The 14962-nt window shown below is 66.8% G+C and carries 15 protein-coding genes and 1 pseudogene; 2 read left to right on the top strand and 14 right to left on the bottom strand.

Going from position 1 to position 14962, the window contains the following annotated elements; genetic code table 11:
• The 8 genes and pseudogenes from P2Q66_RS03105 to P2Q66_RS03070 form a co-directional block, all read right to left on the bottom strand.
• Positions 1 to 728: pseudogene (locus P2Q66_RS03105) on the bottom strand (hypothetical protein); the annotation flags it as partial.
• Between the two features lie 85 nt (positions 729 to 813).
• The gene (locus P2Q66_RS03100) at positions 814 to 1569 is read right to left on the bottom strand and encodes a hypothetical protein (RefSeq protein WP_275725484.1); all 756 of its coding nucleotides are present in this window, start codon (positions 1567 to 1569) and stop codon (positions 814 to 816) included.
• Positions 1566 to 1991 (bottom strand): hypothetical protein, encoded by a 426-nt coding sequence (locus tag P2Q66_RS03095; protein ID WP_275725482.1) that lies wholly within the window; start codon positions 1989 to 1991, stop codon positions 1566 to 1568. Before P2Q66_RS03095 ends, P2Q66_RS03100 begins: the two co-directional genes overlap by 4 nt.
• A gap of 21 nt (positions 1992 to 2012) precedes the next feature.
• Positions 2013 to 2576: a vWA domain-containing protein gene (locus tag P2Q66_RS03090; protein ID WP_275725481.1), complete on the bottom strand. Its 564-nt coding sequence runs from the start codon at positions 2574 to 2576 to the stop codon at positions 2013 to 2015.
• On the bottom strand, positions 2573 to 3589 hold the full coding sequence (locus P2Q66_RS03085; RefSeq protein WP_275725479.1) for a VWA domain-containing protein: 1017 nt from the start codon (positions 3587 to 3589) through the stop codon (positions 2573 to 2575). The genes P2Q66_RS03090 and P2Q66_RS03085 overlap by 4 nt, the downstream gene beginning before the upstream one ends.
• Positions 3580 to 4050, bottom strand: a complete 471-nt coding sequence (locus P2Q66_RS03080; protein WP_275725478.1) for a hypothetical protein — start codon at positions 4048 to 4050, stop codon at positions 3580 to 3582. The genes P2Q66_RS03085 and P2Q66_RS03080 overlap by 10 nt, the downstream gene beginning before the upstream one ends.
• Positions 4040 to 4936 (bottom strand): DUF58 domain-containing protein, encoded by an 897-nt coding sequence (locus P2Q66_RS03075; RefSeq protein WP_275725476.1) that lies wholly within the window; start codon positions 4934 to 4936, stop codon positions 4040 to 4042. Before P2Q66_RS03075 ends, P2Q66_RS03080 begins: the two co-directional genes overlap by 11 nt.
• Positions 4937 to 4943: 7 nt before the next feature.
• Positions 4944 to 5951, bottom strand: coding sequence for a MoxR family ATPase (locus P2Q66_RS03070; protein ID WP_275725486.1), 1008 nt, complete (start codon positions 5949 to 5951; stop codon positions 4944 to 4946).
• A 141-nt stretch (positions 5952 to 6092) separates the two neighbouring features.
• Between P2Q66_RS03070 and P2Q66_RS03065 the strand changes: the two genes are divergently transcribed.
• The gene (locus P2Q66_RS03065; protein WP_066276588.1) at positions 6093 to 6296 is read left to right on the top strand and encodes a hypothetical protein; all 204 of its coding nucleotides are present in this window, start codon (positions 6093 to 6095) and stop codon (positions 6294 to 6296) included.
• On the opposite strand, the gene P2Q66_RS03060 is transcribed toward P2Q66_RS03065, so the two are convergent.
• The 6 genes from P2Q66_RS03060 to P2Q66_RS03035 all read right to left on the bottom strand — a co-directional run bounded on the left by P2Q66_RS03060 (position 6293) and on the right by P2Q66_RS03035 (position 13219).
• The gene (locus P2Q66_RS03060) at positions 6293 to 7165 is read right to left on the bottom strand and encodes a carbohydrate ABC transporter permease (RefSeq protein ID WP_275725474.1); all 873 of its coding nucleotides are present in this window, start codon (positions 7163 to 7165) and stop codon (positions 6293 to 6295) included. The genes P2Q66_RS03065 and P2Q66_RS03060 overlap by 4 nt on opposite strands.
• Positions 7162 to 8043, bottom strand: a complete 882-nt coding sequence (locus P2Q66_RS03055; protein WP_275725472.1) for a sugar ABC transporter permease — start codon at positions 8041 to 8043, stop codon at positions 7162 to 7164. Before P2Q66_RS03055 ends, P2Q66_RS03060 begins: the two co-directional genes overlap by 4 nt.
• Before the next feature lie 3 nt (positions 8044 to 8046).
• Complete coding sequence (locus P2Q66_RS03050) at positions 8047 to 9402, bottom strand: extracellular solute-binding protein (protein ID WP_275725470.1); 1356 nt, start codon at positions 9400 to 9402, stop codon at positions 8047 to 8049.
• Between the two features lie 117 nt (positions 9403 to 9519).
• Entirely contained in the window at positions 9520 to 10722 is a 1203-nt protein-coding gene (locus tag P2Q66_RS03045) for an ROK family transcriptional regulator (RefSeq protein ID WP_079596314.1), read from the bottom strand.
• 164 nt (positions 10723 to 10886) lie between these two features.
• The gene (locus tag P2Q66_RS03040) at positions 10887 to 12071 is read right to left on the bottom strand and encodes a methyltransferase (RefSeq protein WP_275725468.1); all 1185 of its coding nucleotides are present in this window, start codon (positions 12069 to 12071) and stop codon (positions 10887 to 10889) included.
• A gap of 65 nt (positions 12072 to 12136) precedes the next feature.
• Positions 12137 to 13219 (bottom strand): FAD-dependent oxidoreductase, encoded by a 1083-nt coding sequence (locus tag P2Q66_RS03035; protein WP_275725467.1) that lies wholly within the window; start codon positions 13217 to 13219, stop codon positions 12137 to 12139.
• 202 nt (positions 13220 to 13421) lie between these two features.
• On the opposite strand from P2Q66_RS03035, the gene P2Q66_RS03030 reads away from it, so the two are divergent.
• Complete coding sequence (locus P2Q66_RS03030) at positions 13422 to 14747, top strand: class I SAM-dependent methyltransferase (protein WP_275725466.1); 1326 nt, start codon at positions 13422 to 13424, stop codon at positions 14745 to 14747.
• The last annotated feature ends 215 nt before the right edge of the window (positions 14748 to 14962 follow it).

Genomic DNA, 14962 nt, shown 5'->3' with positions numbered 1-14962 from the left:
ACAGACTTCGGGTCCCGCCGGTACGCCGCGGCACGGACCGCGGAAACGATGGCGCGGTCTCCGAACCCGTCAAGGGTGCCGGTGTCCGCGGCGAGCTCCTCGTCCACCGCGCACCGGTCGTCCACGGACAAGCACACGGTTTCCTTCACCAGCAGCGTGGTCCGCCACTCATTCAGCCGACCGGACCGAAACGCCTCAAACGTGCGGGGCATGTCGCGCATGGCCTTGGCCAGGCCCAACAACCGCCCGCCCCGGGACGGCGACTCGCGCCGCGCCAGCGCAATTTGGGCACCCACGCCAGCACCGAGTTCATCTGCAGGAACACCGGCGGCGGCTTGGACCCGGCGCTGGAACAGTTCAAAGGCAACAGCAATATCGGCCTGCTTCGCAGCCGCAGCCGATTTCAAATCCTCAAGCTCCCGCAGCTGATCAATCATGCCCGCACCATCAGCACACAAAGGAACGGCATCCAGGGCAACCCGGACATCAGCGATCGACGGGATACCCGAATGGTCCTCCAAGGCTCCGGCGACAGACGGGACACCCGCAAGGGCACCCCGGACGGCGGCAACGCGGGGCACAGCAGCATGGGCCGCCGGGGCGTGGACATCCATCGGGATATCCGCCATAGCTTTCCGGGCGGTGGCCACCGAGGGCGCCGCAGGAACAGGCCGCACACCGAGAATGCCCGCCCCGCTCAACCCTGCCAAACCCCCAGCCGCTTCCATAGACAAAGTCTTCCAGCAGGGTGTGACAATCGCCGGGAGCCCAAGTTCCTATGTGGAAAACCGGGTAGTCACCTCGCATCGTGCACTACCAGGGGCGATCCGGCCCTGGGGCGTAGTCATTGTCGCGCAGGTACTCATCCCGTTCGCGTGCACTGTTGCGTTCGCGCTCGGCCTGCCGTGCGTTGTCCCCAAGCTGCTCCAGCTGGCTTTCCTCCGGGGATTCCTGTTCCTCCGGGCCGTCCTGCTGTGCTCCTTCCGGTGACTCCGCTGCCTGCCCGGCCGCGAGCTTGTCCTTCAGGCGCCCCTCCGCCTCGGCCAGCTGCTCCCCGGGCTCCCCCGCGGCGCCTGCGGCGAAGCATTCCGCAGGCGCGGCCTCCGCCACCGCCAGGGCTTCCCCGTACAAAACAGCGGCCGACGCCCGGCCCTCCTCCCGGAGTTGGGCGTCACCGATCTGTTCAATCGCCAGGCTGAGGTTGACGCGGACAATGCACTCGTCAGAAGATCCCCGGGGCACCCTGGCCAAAGCGTCCTCAAACATTCGCCGGGCCGCAGCGAAGTCCCCGTCCAAAGCACGGGAATCGCCTGCCGCAAACGGCGCCTTGTGGGGTTCGATGACGTTCGCCAGGCCCAGTGCTTGGGCTGCCGTTCCAACCGCCGCTGCGTCCCGGGCAGCAAAGGCGCCGGCAGCCTGCCCCGCAAGGAGGTTGAGGCTGAGCAGCTTCCCCGCCACGCAGAGCAGGAGCAGCACCGGTAATGTCGACCACAGCAGGAGATGCCGCCGCCGCTGCACCATTAAATCGCGGTTCGCGTTGTCTTCGGCCGATCCGGGTCTGGCCATCATCGGACCTCCTCCCCCGCCATGCGGGAGCGGTGCGGAGAACGAGTGGCCATCCGAGGTTCGGTGGATACCGCGTCAGGAAGGGGCCGCAGTTCACGGACCCGCCGAAAGAGGGTACCCGCCTCCACCAGGCCCAGGACAAAGGCGCCCGCCGCGAAGACCCAGTAAAGCTCTGTTCGGCCCTGAAGGGATTCGGCGTCCTGAGTGTGCTCCAGCGCGCCGGGCCGGGCCTGCTGCAGCATGGCGGCAGGCGGGTCACCGGCCGCCCGGTGGACGTACGGCACATCCAGCTGCCCTGCGATCTCCCGCAGCCTTCCCTCGTCGATGCTGGACACGGCGTCCCTGGTAGTCCCGCCGCTGCGGTCCTGGACGTACGGGACGCCCTGCGCGGCGCCGTCGTAATCCCTCCCGGTGTTCTCCTTCATCCGCCCGCCGGCCTCAGTGCCCTAGCCCAGCACGGCTCCCCCGGCCACCGGCCCGTTGTCCGGCACCAGCGGTTCCGGTTCATCGCCGCTGGTCTGCTCGCCGTCGCCAAGGTAGAAAACAAGGTGCGGACGTTCGGGATGGCTGTCCCGCGCTGCTGCCAATCGCTCGCCCAGCACCTGGCGGGCGGCTGTGATGCTGCTTCCTTTGGCGTAGGAGGTCACCTGCGGCTCAAGGACGGACGTGAGGGTTTCCAGGGCCAGGGTGTCGGTGGTCAGCGGCATCCGGACATGCCCCTTCGTGTCGAAGGTGATCACGGAAAACCGTGCTCCCGGCAACCCTTCGGCGATGGCCATGATGTCCTGCCGCACGCCGTCCATCCGGGGCGCCCCGGTTCCATGGTCCTCCGCCACCATGCTGGTGGTGGTATCCACCACGAAGAAGACGTTGAGGTCCGCGGTGGCCGCCTCCGCCGAGCCTCCCGGCAGTCCCGGGCGCAGGATGGCACCGCACAGCAGCGTCACCAGCAGGCCACGGCGTAGCCAGGGGCTTTTGGCGATTGGGAGAATGGATCGGCGCCGGGTCATAGCCGCAACCGCCACAAGGCCGTGCAGAGGGCAAGGCCGGACAGGAGGGCAGCGGTCAAGGGAAGCCCGGGCTCGTCAGAGACGACGGCGCGCGGCGCACCCTTCAGCGCTGCTGTTTCCGTTTCCTCCACCGCCGCAACAATGCCCGGGATGGCGTCCGGGTTGTCCAGCGCGTAGTAAGCGCCGCCGGTCGATTCTGCAGCAGCCTTCAGCTGCGCCCCTGGCTGGTCGGCACCGGAGCCGTAGTCAAAGTCGCCCGGGTTGAGGGCATAAACGCGGACTGCCCTGTCCTTCGCCAAGGCCGCCGCCTCCGCGAGCGTCATGATGGGTTCACCCGAGAGGAAATTGTCGGTGGCCAGCACCAGGGACCGCGAGCGCTGTGCCGCATCCCCGTCCGGGGCGCTGCCTGCTTCAGTGCGCACAGGCGCGAAGCTGTTCAGGCAGGAGGCCAGGCCGTCACCGATCAGGGATGAGCCGCGGCCGCTCCAGGTCCCGTCCAGGAATCCGGAACTGCCGGGTTTCCCGTCGAAGGCGTCCCGTGCCAAGTTCAGCTGCTCCTGGGCATAGCCGTAGTCGTCGGTGAGTGGAAAGACCTGGATGGCCGTGCTGTCAAAAATGGTCAGGCCGATCCGTTCGCCATCAAACTCCTTGGCGAGGCCTGCAAAAACGTCCACGACCGCCGCGTCGGCGCTGCTCATGGACCCCGAGGCGTCCAGGCACAGCATGATGTCCCGGTTATGCTGCTCGGGGCGCGTGGTGGTGAGCTCCACCGGCCGCGCCGCCGCCACCGCGGTAGACACCAGCAGCGACGCGCAGGCGAGCGCGGCAACTGCCAGCCACCGGCGGTGCCGCCGCAGTGCCGCCTGGTACTCCGGCAGGGTGGTGAGCCTGTCAACGTGCGCCGCCGGCCGTCGTCGTGCGTTGTCCTTTCGACCGGACCGGACAACGGCCCACCCGAAGGCAGCCGCGGCCAGGAGAGCCAGCGGAACAACCCACCAAAACATCAGCTCCATGTGCTCACCGCGTTCCGGGCGCTGGCGGCGGACACGGCGACAGACGGCAGCGGCTCCACGCCGAACTGTGCCGGGTACAGAATTCCCACGACGGCGGCGGGTGCAGGAAGCGGGTGGCGTTCCAGGTCCTGGCGGGTCATCCGGAGCGCGTCCACACCCGTGGCGTCACGGACAAAGCTGCGGAGCAGGTGGCTGATCTCGTGGTGTGCGGCACGGAGACTGAGGTTCCCGGCAGCGGCATCCCGTTCGACGTCGTCAATGCGTTGCAGGTAGGCCGCCTTGAGCACTGATAGATCAGTCAGGGCAGCGGAACGCCGGACGCCACCCGCCATCCGCGGGCGGCGGGTGGAAGCAAAGACGACGACGTACCAGCCGGCCACCAGGGCGACGAGTGCAACGCCTGCCCACATCCATACCGGGCTGTACTGGAGGGGGCCGTAAAAACCTGGATCAGCCGGCACGGCGGTGCCTTTCCAGGAGGGCGAACAGGGCGGTGACCACGTCCTGGCTGCCGTCCACCTCGCCGTGGGTGATGCCTGCCTGGCGGAGCATTACGGTGCGCGCGTTATCCCGTTCAGCAGCGGCCTTCGCGTAGGCGGCCGCTATCGGGGCGGACTGTGCCAGGTGTCCTGGAAGGACCGCAGAATCGGTCACGCTGTAGAAGTCAGCGGAGTGGCCGCCCGCACTGCCAGGACCTGGTACCAGCTCGGCGTCGCGGACGGTGAGCCACAGGATTTCGTGCTGCGCCCGGAGCCGGCGAAGCAGCTGGCCCAGTGCCGGGCTCGCCTGCACCTCGTCAGCGACGACAAAGAGGAGATTGCGTCCCTTGACCGTCCGTGCCACATGGTCCAGCTGGTCCTCGATCCTGCTGGCGGCTGCGTTCAGCGTGGCATGCTCACTGACATGCCGCAGGAGCCGTTCCAGATGCGCTTCCCCCGCCTTGGCGGGGATTGTCCTGGTGCCGGCGGAGTCGCCGCTGACCAGCCCCACAACGTCGCCGTGCCGGTGGGCCAGGTAGCCCATCACCCCCAGTGCCATGACGACGATGTCCTTCTTGGTCTCCCCCGCCCTCGACAGGGCCGCCATGTTCCGGCCGGTGTCCGTGAGGAGGAACAGCGTCTGGCGGCGGACCGCCACATACCGCCTGATTAAAGGCGATCCGTGACGTGCCGAGGCCTTCCAGTCAATGTCCCGCACTTCATCACCGGGGACGTACGCGCGGAGGTCGTCGAAGTCCAGGCTGCGGCCGCGGAAGACGGAACCGTACTCACCGTCGAGCATGCCGCGGGCTTTGCGGTGCGCGAAGATGGCCATCTTCGACTTCACACGCAGGAGGAGGCTGGCCACGCCGGCCTCAGGGGGTCTGGACGGCGGCGACGACGGCGTCAATCACCGATTCCACCGGCACCTGTTCGGCCACCGCGTCAAAGTTGAGGATCAGCCGGTGGCGCAGGACCCGGTGGGCCAGCGCCTTGACGTCCTCGGGGAGGACATGGTCCCGCCCGTTCAGCAGCGCCACCGCGCGGGCGGCCTGGCTGAAGGCGATGCTGGCGCGCGGGCTGGCACCGAATTCGATGAAGCCGGCCAGCCGTTGATCGATGTATTGGTGGGCGTTGCGGGTGACGAAGACCAGTCCCACGATGTAGTTGATGATGGACGGGTCGATGTAGATGCGGCGGACCACTTCCTGGACCCCGGTGACGGCATCCAGCGAGGCCGCCGCCGGGGGCGTCTGTTCAGCGGTGAAGACCCCCGCGTCGATGCGGCGGATGATTTCTGCTTCCTCGGCCGGCGACGGGTAGTCCAGCACGTCCTTGAGCATAAAGCGGTCCATCTGGGCTTCCGGGAGCTGGTAGGTGCCCTCCTGCTCGATGGGGTTCTGGGTAGCCAGCACCAGGAACGGTGAGGGGAGCCGGTAGTCCTGGCCGCCGATGGACGTCTGCCGCTCCTGCATCGCCTCCAGCATGGCGCTCTGGGTCTTGGCGCTGGAGCGGTTGATCTCGTCCAGCAGCACAATGTTGGCGTGGACCGGGCCCAGCTGCGTGACGAAGGTTCCCTTGGCAGCGTCATAGATTTGGGTGCCCACGATGTCGCTCGGCAACAGGTCCGGGGTGCACTGTATCCGGCGGAACTCCGCGCTGACCGCTTCAGCCACGGTTTGCGCCGCCGTGGTTTTGGCCAGGCCCGGAACGCTTTCCAGCAGGATGTGACCCCCGGTCAGCAGTCCCACCAGCAGCGATTCCCGAAGCCGGGCCTGGCCCACCACTTTGGCCTCGAAACTCCTGGAGATGCTGGCCACCACCTGTTGTGCCCGGGCCAGCTCCGCCGGTTCGATTCTCGCGGACGCGCTGGTCTGGAGCACTGTCATTCCCCCTGGTGAACTGTTGATGGCTGTGCCGGCCGGACGGCTGCACTCCGCCCGCCATCCTATCCAAGTCCCCGCCCCCGGGTCCGGCAATGGGGACCCCTCCCCATCCGGGGAATGCAGGTCTATCCTTTTGCCATGAGTGAGCTTCCAGCCAGCTACAAGGAGTTTCTCGCCGACAAAAGCGAGATGTTCATCAGCACCGTCAAGCCTGTCCTGCAGCAGTCCGCGGCAGACCGGCTTCACGGAGTCCGGGTTGTTTACAACCCCGGCTCCACCGGCCACCAGGCACACCTCGACGACAGCATTCCCTTCGGCGTGGTGGTTGAGGACATCGACTAGCCCCTGACCGCTCCGGACAGCGCAAAGGAGCCGCCGGCGCCCCTGGCCACAATGACGTACAGGGCCAGCACCGGCAGTGAATACAGGATGGAGAACGCGGCCAGCTGGCCGTAGGCCACTGCACCATGCTGTCCGAAGAAGCTGTAGATGGATACGGCTGCCGGCTGCCGTGCCTCTGACAGGAGTAGCACGAACGGCACGAAGAAGTTCCCCCAGGCCTGGATGAAGACGAAGATGAACACCACACCCAGGCCTTGGCGCATGAGCGGCAGGACAATGGTCCGCAAGGCTGTCATCCGCGACGCTCCGTCCACCCAGGCAGCTTCCTCCAGGGACAACGGAACGCCGTCCATGAAGTTCTTCGTCATCCAGATCGCCATGGGAAGGGTGGTGGTGGCCATAAAGAAAATAGTTGCCGGCATCGAATCCAGCAGTTCCAACTGCACGAACAGGCCGTAGACGGGCACCATAATGGCTGTGATGGGAAGGCACGTCCCAAAGAGGACGGCGTACAGGAACGGTGCGTTGAACCGCGACCGGTAGCGGGACAGCGGATAGGCAGCCAGCACCGCGGCCACCAGCGTCACCGCTCCGGTTCCTGCAGACAGCACCATGCTGTTCCACAACGGCTGAAGCAGCAGCTGCGGGGTCAGGACGGCTGCGAAGTTGTCCAGCCCGGGCTGCCGCGGCACTTTGGTTTCGTGGCCGGCCTCGGGATCCAGGGAACCCAGGACAAGCCATAGCAGCGGCAGCAGGAAGCAGGCGCCCACCAGCAGCAGGGCCAGGTCGGCCGGGGCGGAGCCGCGGCGGAGGCGGGCCCTGAGCACCGGGACAGGGGCAGGCTGCTGTGTTCTGACAGGGGCGGTCATGGCCGGGGCTCCCGGAGCAGACGGATATAGGCTGCCCCAAACACGCCGCCGATGATGATGAGGACGGAGGCCACCGCGGTGCCGTAGCCGATGTCGCCGAATTTGAACGCTTCCTGGTAGGCGAGAACGGGCAAGGTGGTGCTGGCATTGGCGGGTCCGCCGGCCGTCATCACCCAGATCAGCGTGAACACGGCCAGCGTCTGCAGCGTGATGAGCATCAGGTTGGTGGCGATGCTGCCCCGGATCATGGGAAGCGTGATGAAAACCAGCCGCTGCCAGCCCCTGGCACCGTCCATCTGGGCGGCTTCTGTCACCTCAGCGGGAACGTCGTTCAGGGCCGCCCGGTACACCAGCATGGAAAAGGCGGTGCCGCGCCACACGTTGGCCAACATGATGGCCACCATTGGATACGCGTACAGCCAGTCCGCCTGGGCAAGGCCCAGTCCGCCCAGCAGCTGGTTCAGTGTTCCGTCCCTGCTGAAGTAGGCGTAGGCGGCGAAGGCGGCCACAATTTCCGGAAGGACCCAGGCGGCCACCACGGCGGTCCCAACCAGGGAGGATACTGCCGGGCGGGCCCGCCGCATCAGCACGGCGATGGCCAGGCCCAGCAGGTTCTGGCCCAGCACCGCTGAACCTCCCACGAACAGGACCGTGAGCGCCAGCGAGAGCGGAAAGGCGGGGTCCGCCAGCAGCCGCTGATAATTTTCCAGCCCCACCCACTCGGGATTCCTGGCGCTGCGGCCGGTCAGCCCGGCATTGGTGAGCGAAGCCTGGAAGGCCCAGAACACGGGTCCGGCGAGGAACACCAGCAGGAGCAGGATGGCAGGGAGGACCGGCAGGTAGCGGAGCCACTGCCGTGTCCGGTGGCTAACGGGCACAGGCTACTTCCGGACGGTCTTGTCGCCGCCCACAATGTCCGTTACCGCTGCGTCGTAGTCCGCCGCCGCCTGCTCCGGGGTCCTGCTGCCGGTAATCACGGCTTCGGTTGCCTCCTGGACAGCAGCCGAGATCCGGGGATAGTCGGACGTTGCCGGACGGTAGCGGGTTACGGAAACAAGGTCAGAGACGTCCTTCACGAACGGGTTGGCATCCTGGTAGCCGGAATCCGCCGCCACATCCGACCGGACAGCGATCTGCGAGCTTTCCACGGTGAACGCGAGGGAGTTCTTCTCGTTGAGCGCAGTGGTGAGGAATTTGAACGCCAGGTCAGGTTCTTTGGTTCCGGCACCCACTGCCAGGGTCCAGCCGCCGGACATGCTGACGGCCCCGGGCGCCTGGCCGTCCCGGGTGGGGAACGGGGCCACGCCCATGTCCTGTTCGTACCCGGGCCATTCGTAGCTTCCGCCCTCTTGCCAGAACGACGGCGCGTAGGAGCCTTCCACGGTGGCGCCCAGCTTCCCGTTGGGGAACCACTCGCCGAACACCTTTTTCCAGACGTTGGCGTCCAGGGCCTCAGCCGGCGACACTGCGAGTTTCTCGTCGTACAGGGTTTTGAGGAAGGCCAGGGAGTCTGTGAAGCCGGCCGAGCCCACCACCCATTTCTTCGATTCCTCGTCGTAGAGGCTGGAGCCGGTGCCGTAGAGCAGTTCGTAGAAGCCCTGCATAACGGTCCCCTCGCCGGTGCCCTTGCCGGCGTACATGTTGAACGGGATCACGGAGGGGTCGTTGGCTTTGATCTTCCGGGCGGCGTCCAGGATGTCCTGCCAGCTGCGCGGCTGCCAGGGGTCGCTGATGCCGGCGGCTGCCAGGACTTTTTTGTTGTACCAGATGGCCCGCGTGTCGGTGCCCAGCGGCACTGCGTAGGTGCCGCCGTCGTCCGCCTTTCCTGCGGCCTTGGCGGCGTCGTTGAACGTGTCCCAATCCGCCCAGCCGTCAAGGTGGCTGTCCAGCTTCAACAGGTAGCCGGCGTCGACGTCGGAGCGGACCTTGAAGGTGTCCTCGTAGAACACATCCGGCGCTGTGGACGGCGAGCGCAAGGCGAGGGCCAGTTTGGTGCCGTAGTCGTCGTCGTTGCCCTGGATGGGCTGCAGCTCGACGGTGACCCCTTGGTTCGCCGCTTCGAACTCCTGCTTGGCGGCCTGGAACATCGTGTCCAGGGCCGTGAAGGAATCCGTCTTCTGGTAGACCACCTTCAACGTCCTGGACTCTTCGGCGGCGGGACTGCCCGGAGTGCAGGCCGTCAGGGCAACCAGCGCGGAGGCGATCAGGGACATTGTCTTCAGGGCCCGGCGACGCATGGTGCTCCATTCGGTCTAAAGCTGCGGACCCCTTTGTCAGCGGGCCCCAGCCGCGGCAATATGCACATGCTAGATGGGCTGGGTGCCGCAAGCAAGGCGCCCGCCAAATGCGTCCTGTCAGCTCTCCAGCAGGAGCCGCTGGGCGCGGGGCGCAAGCGTGTGCTCCAGGACCAGCGACGCCGCACCGATAGCGCCCACGTCCTCCCCTACACCCGTGCCAACAACCTGGATGGGGTGGATCAACCGCGCCGCACTGTTGGCATCCAGCAGCGGAGGCACCTTCTCGAGGAAACGCTCCGCCATGCCGCTCCAGAACGGTCCGCCGAAAACCACCCGCTCGACGTCGAGCGTATTAGTGACCACCGATACCGCCCGGGCAACCAGCACGGCGGACTTGTCGATGATGGCGGCAGCACGTTCGTCTCCGCCGTCCGCCAGTTCGCACAGCCTGGCGAAGCTTTGCTGGATCTCGGCGCCGCTGTTGCCCGAACGCGAGCCGTCCAGGATGCCTGCCGCCTCCGCTTCGGCCACCAGCACCTTGGGAATGCAGGAGGATTTCACGCAGCCCCGCTGCCCGCAGTCGCACAGGGGTCCGTCCGGGTCCACCACAATATGCCCGATTTCGCCCGCGTTTCCGGACGTTCCGCGCACCACCTCGTCATTGAGGACAATGCCGCAGCCGATGCCGGTCCCCATGTACATAAACACGAAGCTGCCGGCGCCGCTGGGGCCGCCGGCCCAGGTTTCAGCGACGGCGGCGCTGGTGACGTCCTTGTCCATCAGCACCGAATAGCCCGTTGCCTCGGACAGCGCGTTGCGCAGTTCCACGCGGTCCCAGCCTGGAAGCAGCGGTGGATCCACCACCGTGCCGTTGTCCAGGTCGATGGGGCCCGGGGCTGCAACACCCACGCCCGCAATCCTGTCCCGGTCCACGTCCGAGTCCGCGACGATCTGTGAGATCCCGGCGGCGATGGTGCTGATGATGACGGAAGGATCGTTGCCGCCGGGAGTCTTGATCCGGGAATGCCGGACCACCGCTCCCACGAGGTCCAGGACCACGAAGGTGCTCACGGCGGGGTCGAGGTGGACGCCCACGGCGTACATGCCGCCGGGGTTCAGGCGCAGAATGGTGCGGGGTTTTCCGGGGCCGCTGCCTTCCTTGCCTGCCTCGACGATGAGGTTCTGGTCGAGGAGCCGGCGGGATATGTTCGAGATGGTCTGGGGCGACAGGCCCACGATCTGTGCGAGCTCCACCCGGCTCAGGCCGCCCGAGGACCGGCGGATGGCGTCGAGGATGACTGTGAGGTTGAAGTCCCCCATCCTGGGCAGGTTGGTTCCGCGCCTCGGTGAGGATTGGCGGATCTCAGTCACAGTGTCCCCTAAAGATCTTCGGCCACGTGGTTGTGGTGCTGCTTGAATCGTACGTTAAGCGTAGGCACAGACCCATAGGCTGGACCGTGGCGTGGCATACCTTGTGGATACCTTTACCGAACACTGCGCCGGAGGCTCCGGGTCACCGTGAACTTGGGGTTTTGGCCCTTGATGGCGGTGGGGCCCACGTGCCGCTCCAGTGCCGGCAGGTAGGGCAAGTGGCGGTTATAGACCGTCCACAATTCCCCGCCCGGCGCCAGTACCCGGCCTGCGGCTTCGATCATTTTCAGCCCCGCGCCCGCATGCACGCCTGCACCCACGTGGAAGGGCGGATTGAGCAGCACGAGGTCCGCGCTGCCTTTTTCCATGGTGCTCAGGGCGTCATCCTGGAGGCCGCCGATCCGGCTTTCCAGTCCGTTGGCGCGGGCCGTTGCCAGCGCGGAGGCCACTGCCGCAGCCGACTGGTCCGTGGCCGTCACCCGCGATTCCGGATAGTGCCTGGCATACATCGCCGCAAGGATTCCGGTGCCGCAGCCCAGGTCGATGGCGTGGTGGGCGGGCTTCATCGATGGCAGGAACGTCAGCAGGAACCTGGTGCCAATGTCCAGCTTCGGGCCGGCGAAGACCGCTCCGTGGGCCGCCACGTTGAGGTCCAGCTCAGCGAGGTGTTCGACGACGGGAAACCGGTCCGGCGCGGGTGTCGCCTTGGGGCCCGTGGCCAGGATAACGCGGGACTTCTGCCGGGCGAGCTGGGGCTGGACGGTATGGAAGTACCGTTCCAGGACGGCGTTCATGCCCAGGGACATGTGTTTCACCCGGCCGCCTGCCAGCAGCACCACGCCGGCGGGCGCATACCGGGCGACGGCCGCCGCAATCTGCTCCAGCTCGGCCAGGGTCTTGGGCAGCTGCAGGAGCACAGTCTGTGCGCCTGCCAAAAGTTCTGGACCGAGCGGCAGGTGCTTGAAGCCGGCCGGCTCAGTCGGGCTGTTCCCTGCCGCAGGCGCGATCCCCGTGCCGGCAGCCCGCAGTTCTTCCGCGTTGAGGCGAAGGGCCCGTTCGCCGGTGATCAGGTCCTGGTGCACGAGGACGCCGGCGGGGTTGAGCACAGCCAGCGCGCCCAGGGTCAGGGCGCCGTAGCGGTCACCTACGACAGCTACGGTGCTGCCCTCCTCCACATGGTCCGCCGCCGTTTCCAGCAGCAGCCGGTCGGTGGCATCCCACGCCTGGAGGTTGGGCGCCTCCACGTCTGGCCGCCGCCGAAGGATCCCAAAGACGTCCTCAAGCCTGTCTGGTGCCACGTAATGCCTGCCGCTTTCTTCTGTCCCGAATGCTCCCGCGCTGCCTGGCGCGTTCCCGCGGCGGGTCAGCCCCACGTTACCGTTTCCACGGCGGGAGCCAGTCCGGGCAGCTTCAGGATTGCGGCAACGGCCGCCCGGCCGGCCCGGTTGGCCCCGATGGTGGACGACGACGGGCCGTAACCTACCAGGTGCACGCGCGGTTCGGCTGCCACCTGCGTCCCGTCCATCACGATGCCTCCTCCGGGCCCCCGCAGGTGGAGCGGGGCAAGATGTTCCAGCTCGGCCCGGAAACCTGTGGCCCACAGGATGACATCCGCCTTCAGGAGGTTCCCGTCCGCGAGCCGGACGCCGTCCGGCTCAATGGCGGTGAACATGGGCTGCCGGTCCAGGGCACCTCGGGCCGCCGCCGCGCGGAGTGCCGGCGTCCAGATCAGCCCTGTTACCGACACCACGCTCTGTGGCGGCAGTCCCTTGCGCACCCGCTCTTCCACGAGTGCAACCGCATCGTGGCCTGCGCGGGAGTCGAACTCCGCGTCGCGCCACACCGGTTCCCGGCGGGTGAACCAACTGGTGGAGGTGACCTGGGAGATTTCGTCCAGCAGCCCGACAGCGGAGATCCCATCGCCCACCACGATGACGTGCTTGCCGGTGAACTCTTCGGCTGCAACGTAGTCGGCCACGTGCAGTTGCCTGCCGCGGAAGGTGGTCTGGCCCGGGTAGATGGGCCAGAACGGCCGCGTCCAGGTCCCTGTGGCGTTGATGACTGCCCTGGCTGTCCAATCCCCGCGTGATGTGTCGAGCCGCAGCCTGCCGGCCGGATCATCGTCTTCCCGGCTCACCGCCCGCACGTTGACCGGGCGCTGGACGGACAGGCCCAGTTCCTCCTCGTACTCCCGGAAATAGCGGGTGAGGAACTCCGAACTGGGCTCCCTGGGATCGACGGCGGGCTTCGCAATGCCGGGAAGATCGCTGATGCCGTTCACAGTGGCCATGCGCAGGCTCTTCCAGCGGTGCCGCCACGCACCCCCCGGTCCTTCTTCGGCGTCGAACATTACATAGCTGACGCAGCGGCGCTGAAGGTGGTAGGCGGCCGACAGGCCCGCCTGGCCCGCACCAATGACGGCAACATCGGTTTGGGCGGCAGTCACTCCCCCATGATAGCGGCGCCCCTTCCGGGGGCACCTGCCGGACAAGGCACGGGTACCTGGACGGAACCTTTGGCAAAAATTTACAGGCCGCTCCCTGACAGCGCGGCGCGCCGGCTTTAGGGTAGGCCCATGGAACCGGCCCGGGAGGGCATCGGAAGCAGGCCCTCCCCGCGGGCGGCCTCAGCGGAAGAAAGGCACCACCATGACCACAGACCGCGGCGCAGCCGCCCGGCTCGCCACAGCCCTGGGGATTGTCCTGGGAACCGAACAGATACCGCTTCGCCTGCGTGCCTGGGACGGCTCGGAAGCCGGCCCGCCGGAAGCGCCGGTCCTGGAATTCCGCTCCCGCCGCGCGCTGCGGCGGATTCTGTGGTCTCCGGGCCAACTGGGACTGAGCAGGGCGTATGTTGCCGGCGAAATTGATGCGCCCGGCGATATCTTCGAGGCGTTTTCTGCCTTGAGCTCCGCCGGCAAATTCGCGGAGCCGGGTCCCTTCCGTCCCCCCACAGCGGCTGAGCTCTGGACCTTGGTTCGCACTGCCATTCGGCTGGGAGCCGTGGGACCCAATCCGGCGCCGCCGCCGGAGGAGTCGCGGATCGCCAGGAAGGGGAGGCTGCACTCGCGCCGCCGGGACTCCGCTGCGATCTCGCACCATTACGACGTCGGCAATGACTTTTATGGCCTCGTCCTGGGGCCGTCGATGGTTTACTCCTGCGCGGTGTGGCCCGAAGACGCCGACGAAGGGCAGGGCGCGGGTTCGGGCGCCAGGTTGGTGGAGGGGCTCGATGCCGCGCAGGAAGCGAAGCTGGACCTGGTTTGCCGCAAGCTCGGGCTCAAGCCGGGGATGCGTGTGCTGGACGTGGGCTGCGGCTGGGGCAGCTTCGCCCTCCACGCGGCAGGAAAGTACGGGGCCACGGTGGTGGGTGTGACGCTCTCCTCCGAGCAGGCGAACCTTGCACGCAAGCGGGCAGCCGAAGCGGGGCTCACCGAAAAGGTGGACATCCGGGTGCAGGATTACCGGGACGTCACGGATGGGCCCTTCGATGCCATCAGTTCCATCGGGATGTCCGAGCATGTGGGGCGGGAGCAGACCCCAGGATATGCTTCGGCCTTGTTCGCGCTGCTCCGCCCGGGCGGCCGCCTGCTCAACCATGCCATCTCCTGGAATGCCGGGCCCACCAGTCCTGATCCGGATTCGTTCATCCCCCGGTATGTCTTTCCGGACGGCGAGATGATCAGCCTGGGCGAGATGGTCATTGCGCTGGAGGGGGCCGGCTTCGAGATCCTTGACGTCGAGGCGCTGAGGCGGCACTATGCGCTGACTTTGCGTGCTTGGGTCAAACGGCTGGAGGACAGCTGGGAGCAGGCCGCCAGGCTGTCCGGGCTGGGCCGTGCACGTGTGTGGCGGCTGTACATGGCATCCAGTGCCATCGGTTTTGAAAACGGCCTGACGGGTGTCAACCAGGTTCTGGTCCAGCGCCCGGGCGGGGAAGAGCCTCCTCTGCGCCGTACCGCTTGGGGGTTATAGGACAAAACGTGTGTATGGGAGGGGCTTAGTTCCCAGCGAGCGTGCGGGATATCCGGGGTGGCTAAGCTTTTGAAGCTTAGGGTGGCTGGGGTGCTTGCATATCTCTGGAGTGTTTGATTTGTGGCCGCTGGCTGGTTCGGAACGGGAAAACGGCTGCGGGTAAGCAGCGGTACCGGTGTCTGGAGTGCGGGGCGAGCCGTTCGGGTGAGCGTCCT

Origin of the sequence: Arthrobacter sp. Cr_A7, from assembly GCF_029222765.1 — a bacterium.
GTDB lineage: Bacteria > Actinomycetota > Actinomycetes > Actinomycetales > Micrococcaceae > Arthrobacter.
This window is presented reverse-complemented; position numbering and strand designations above follow the sequence as displayed.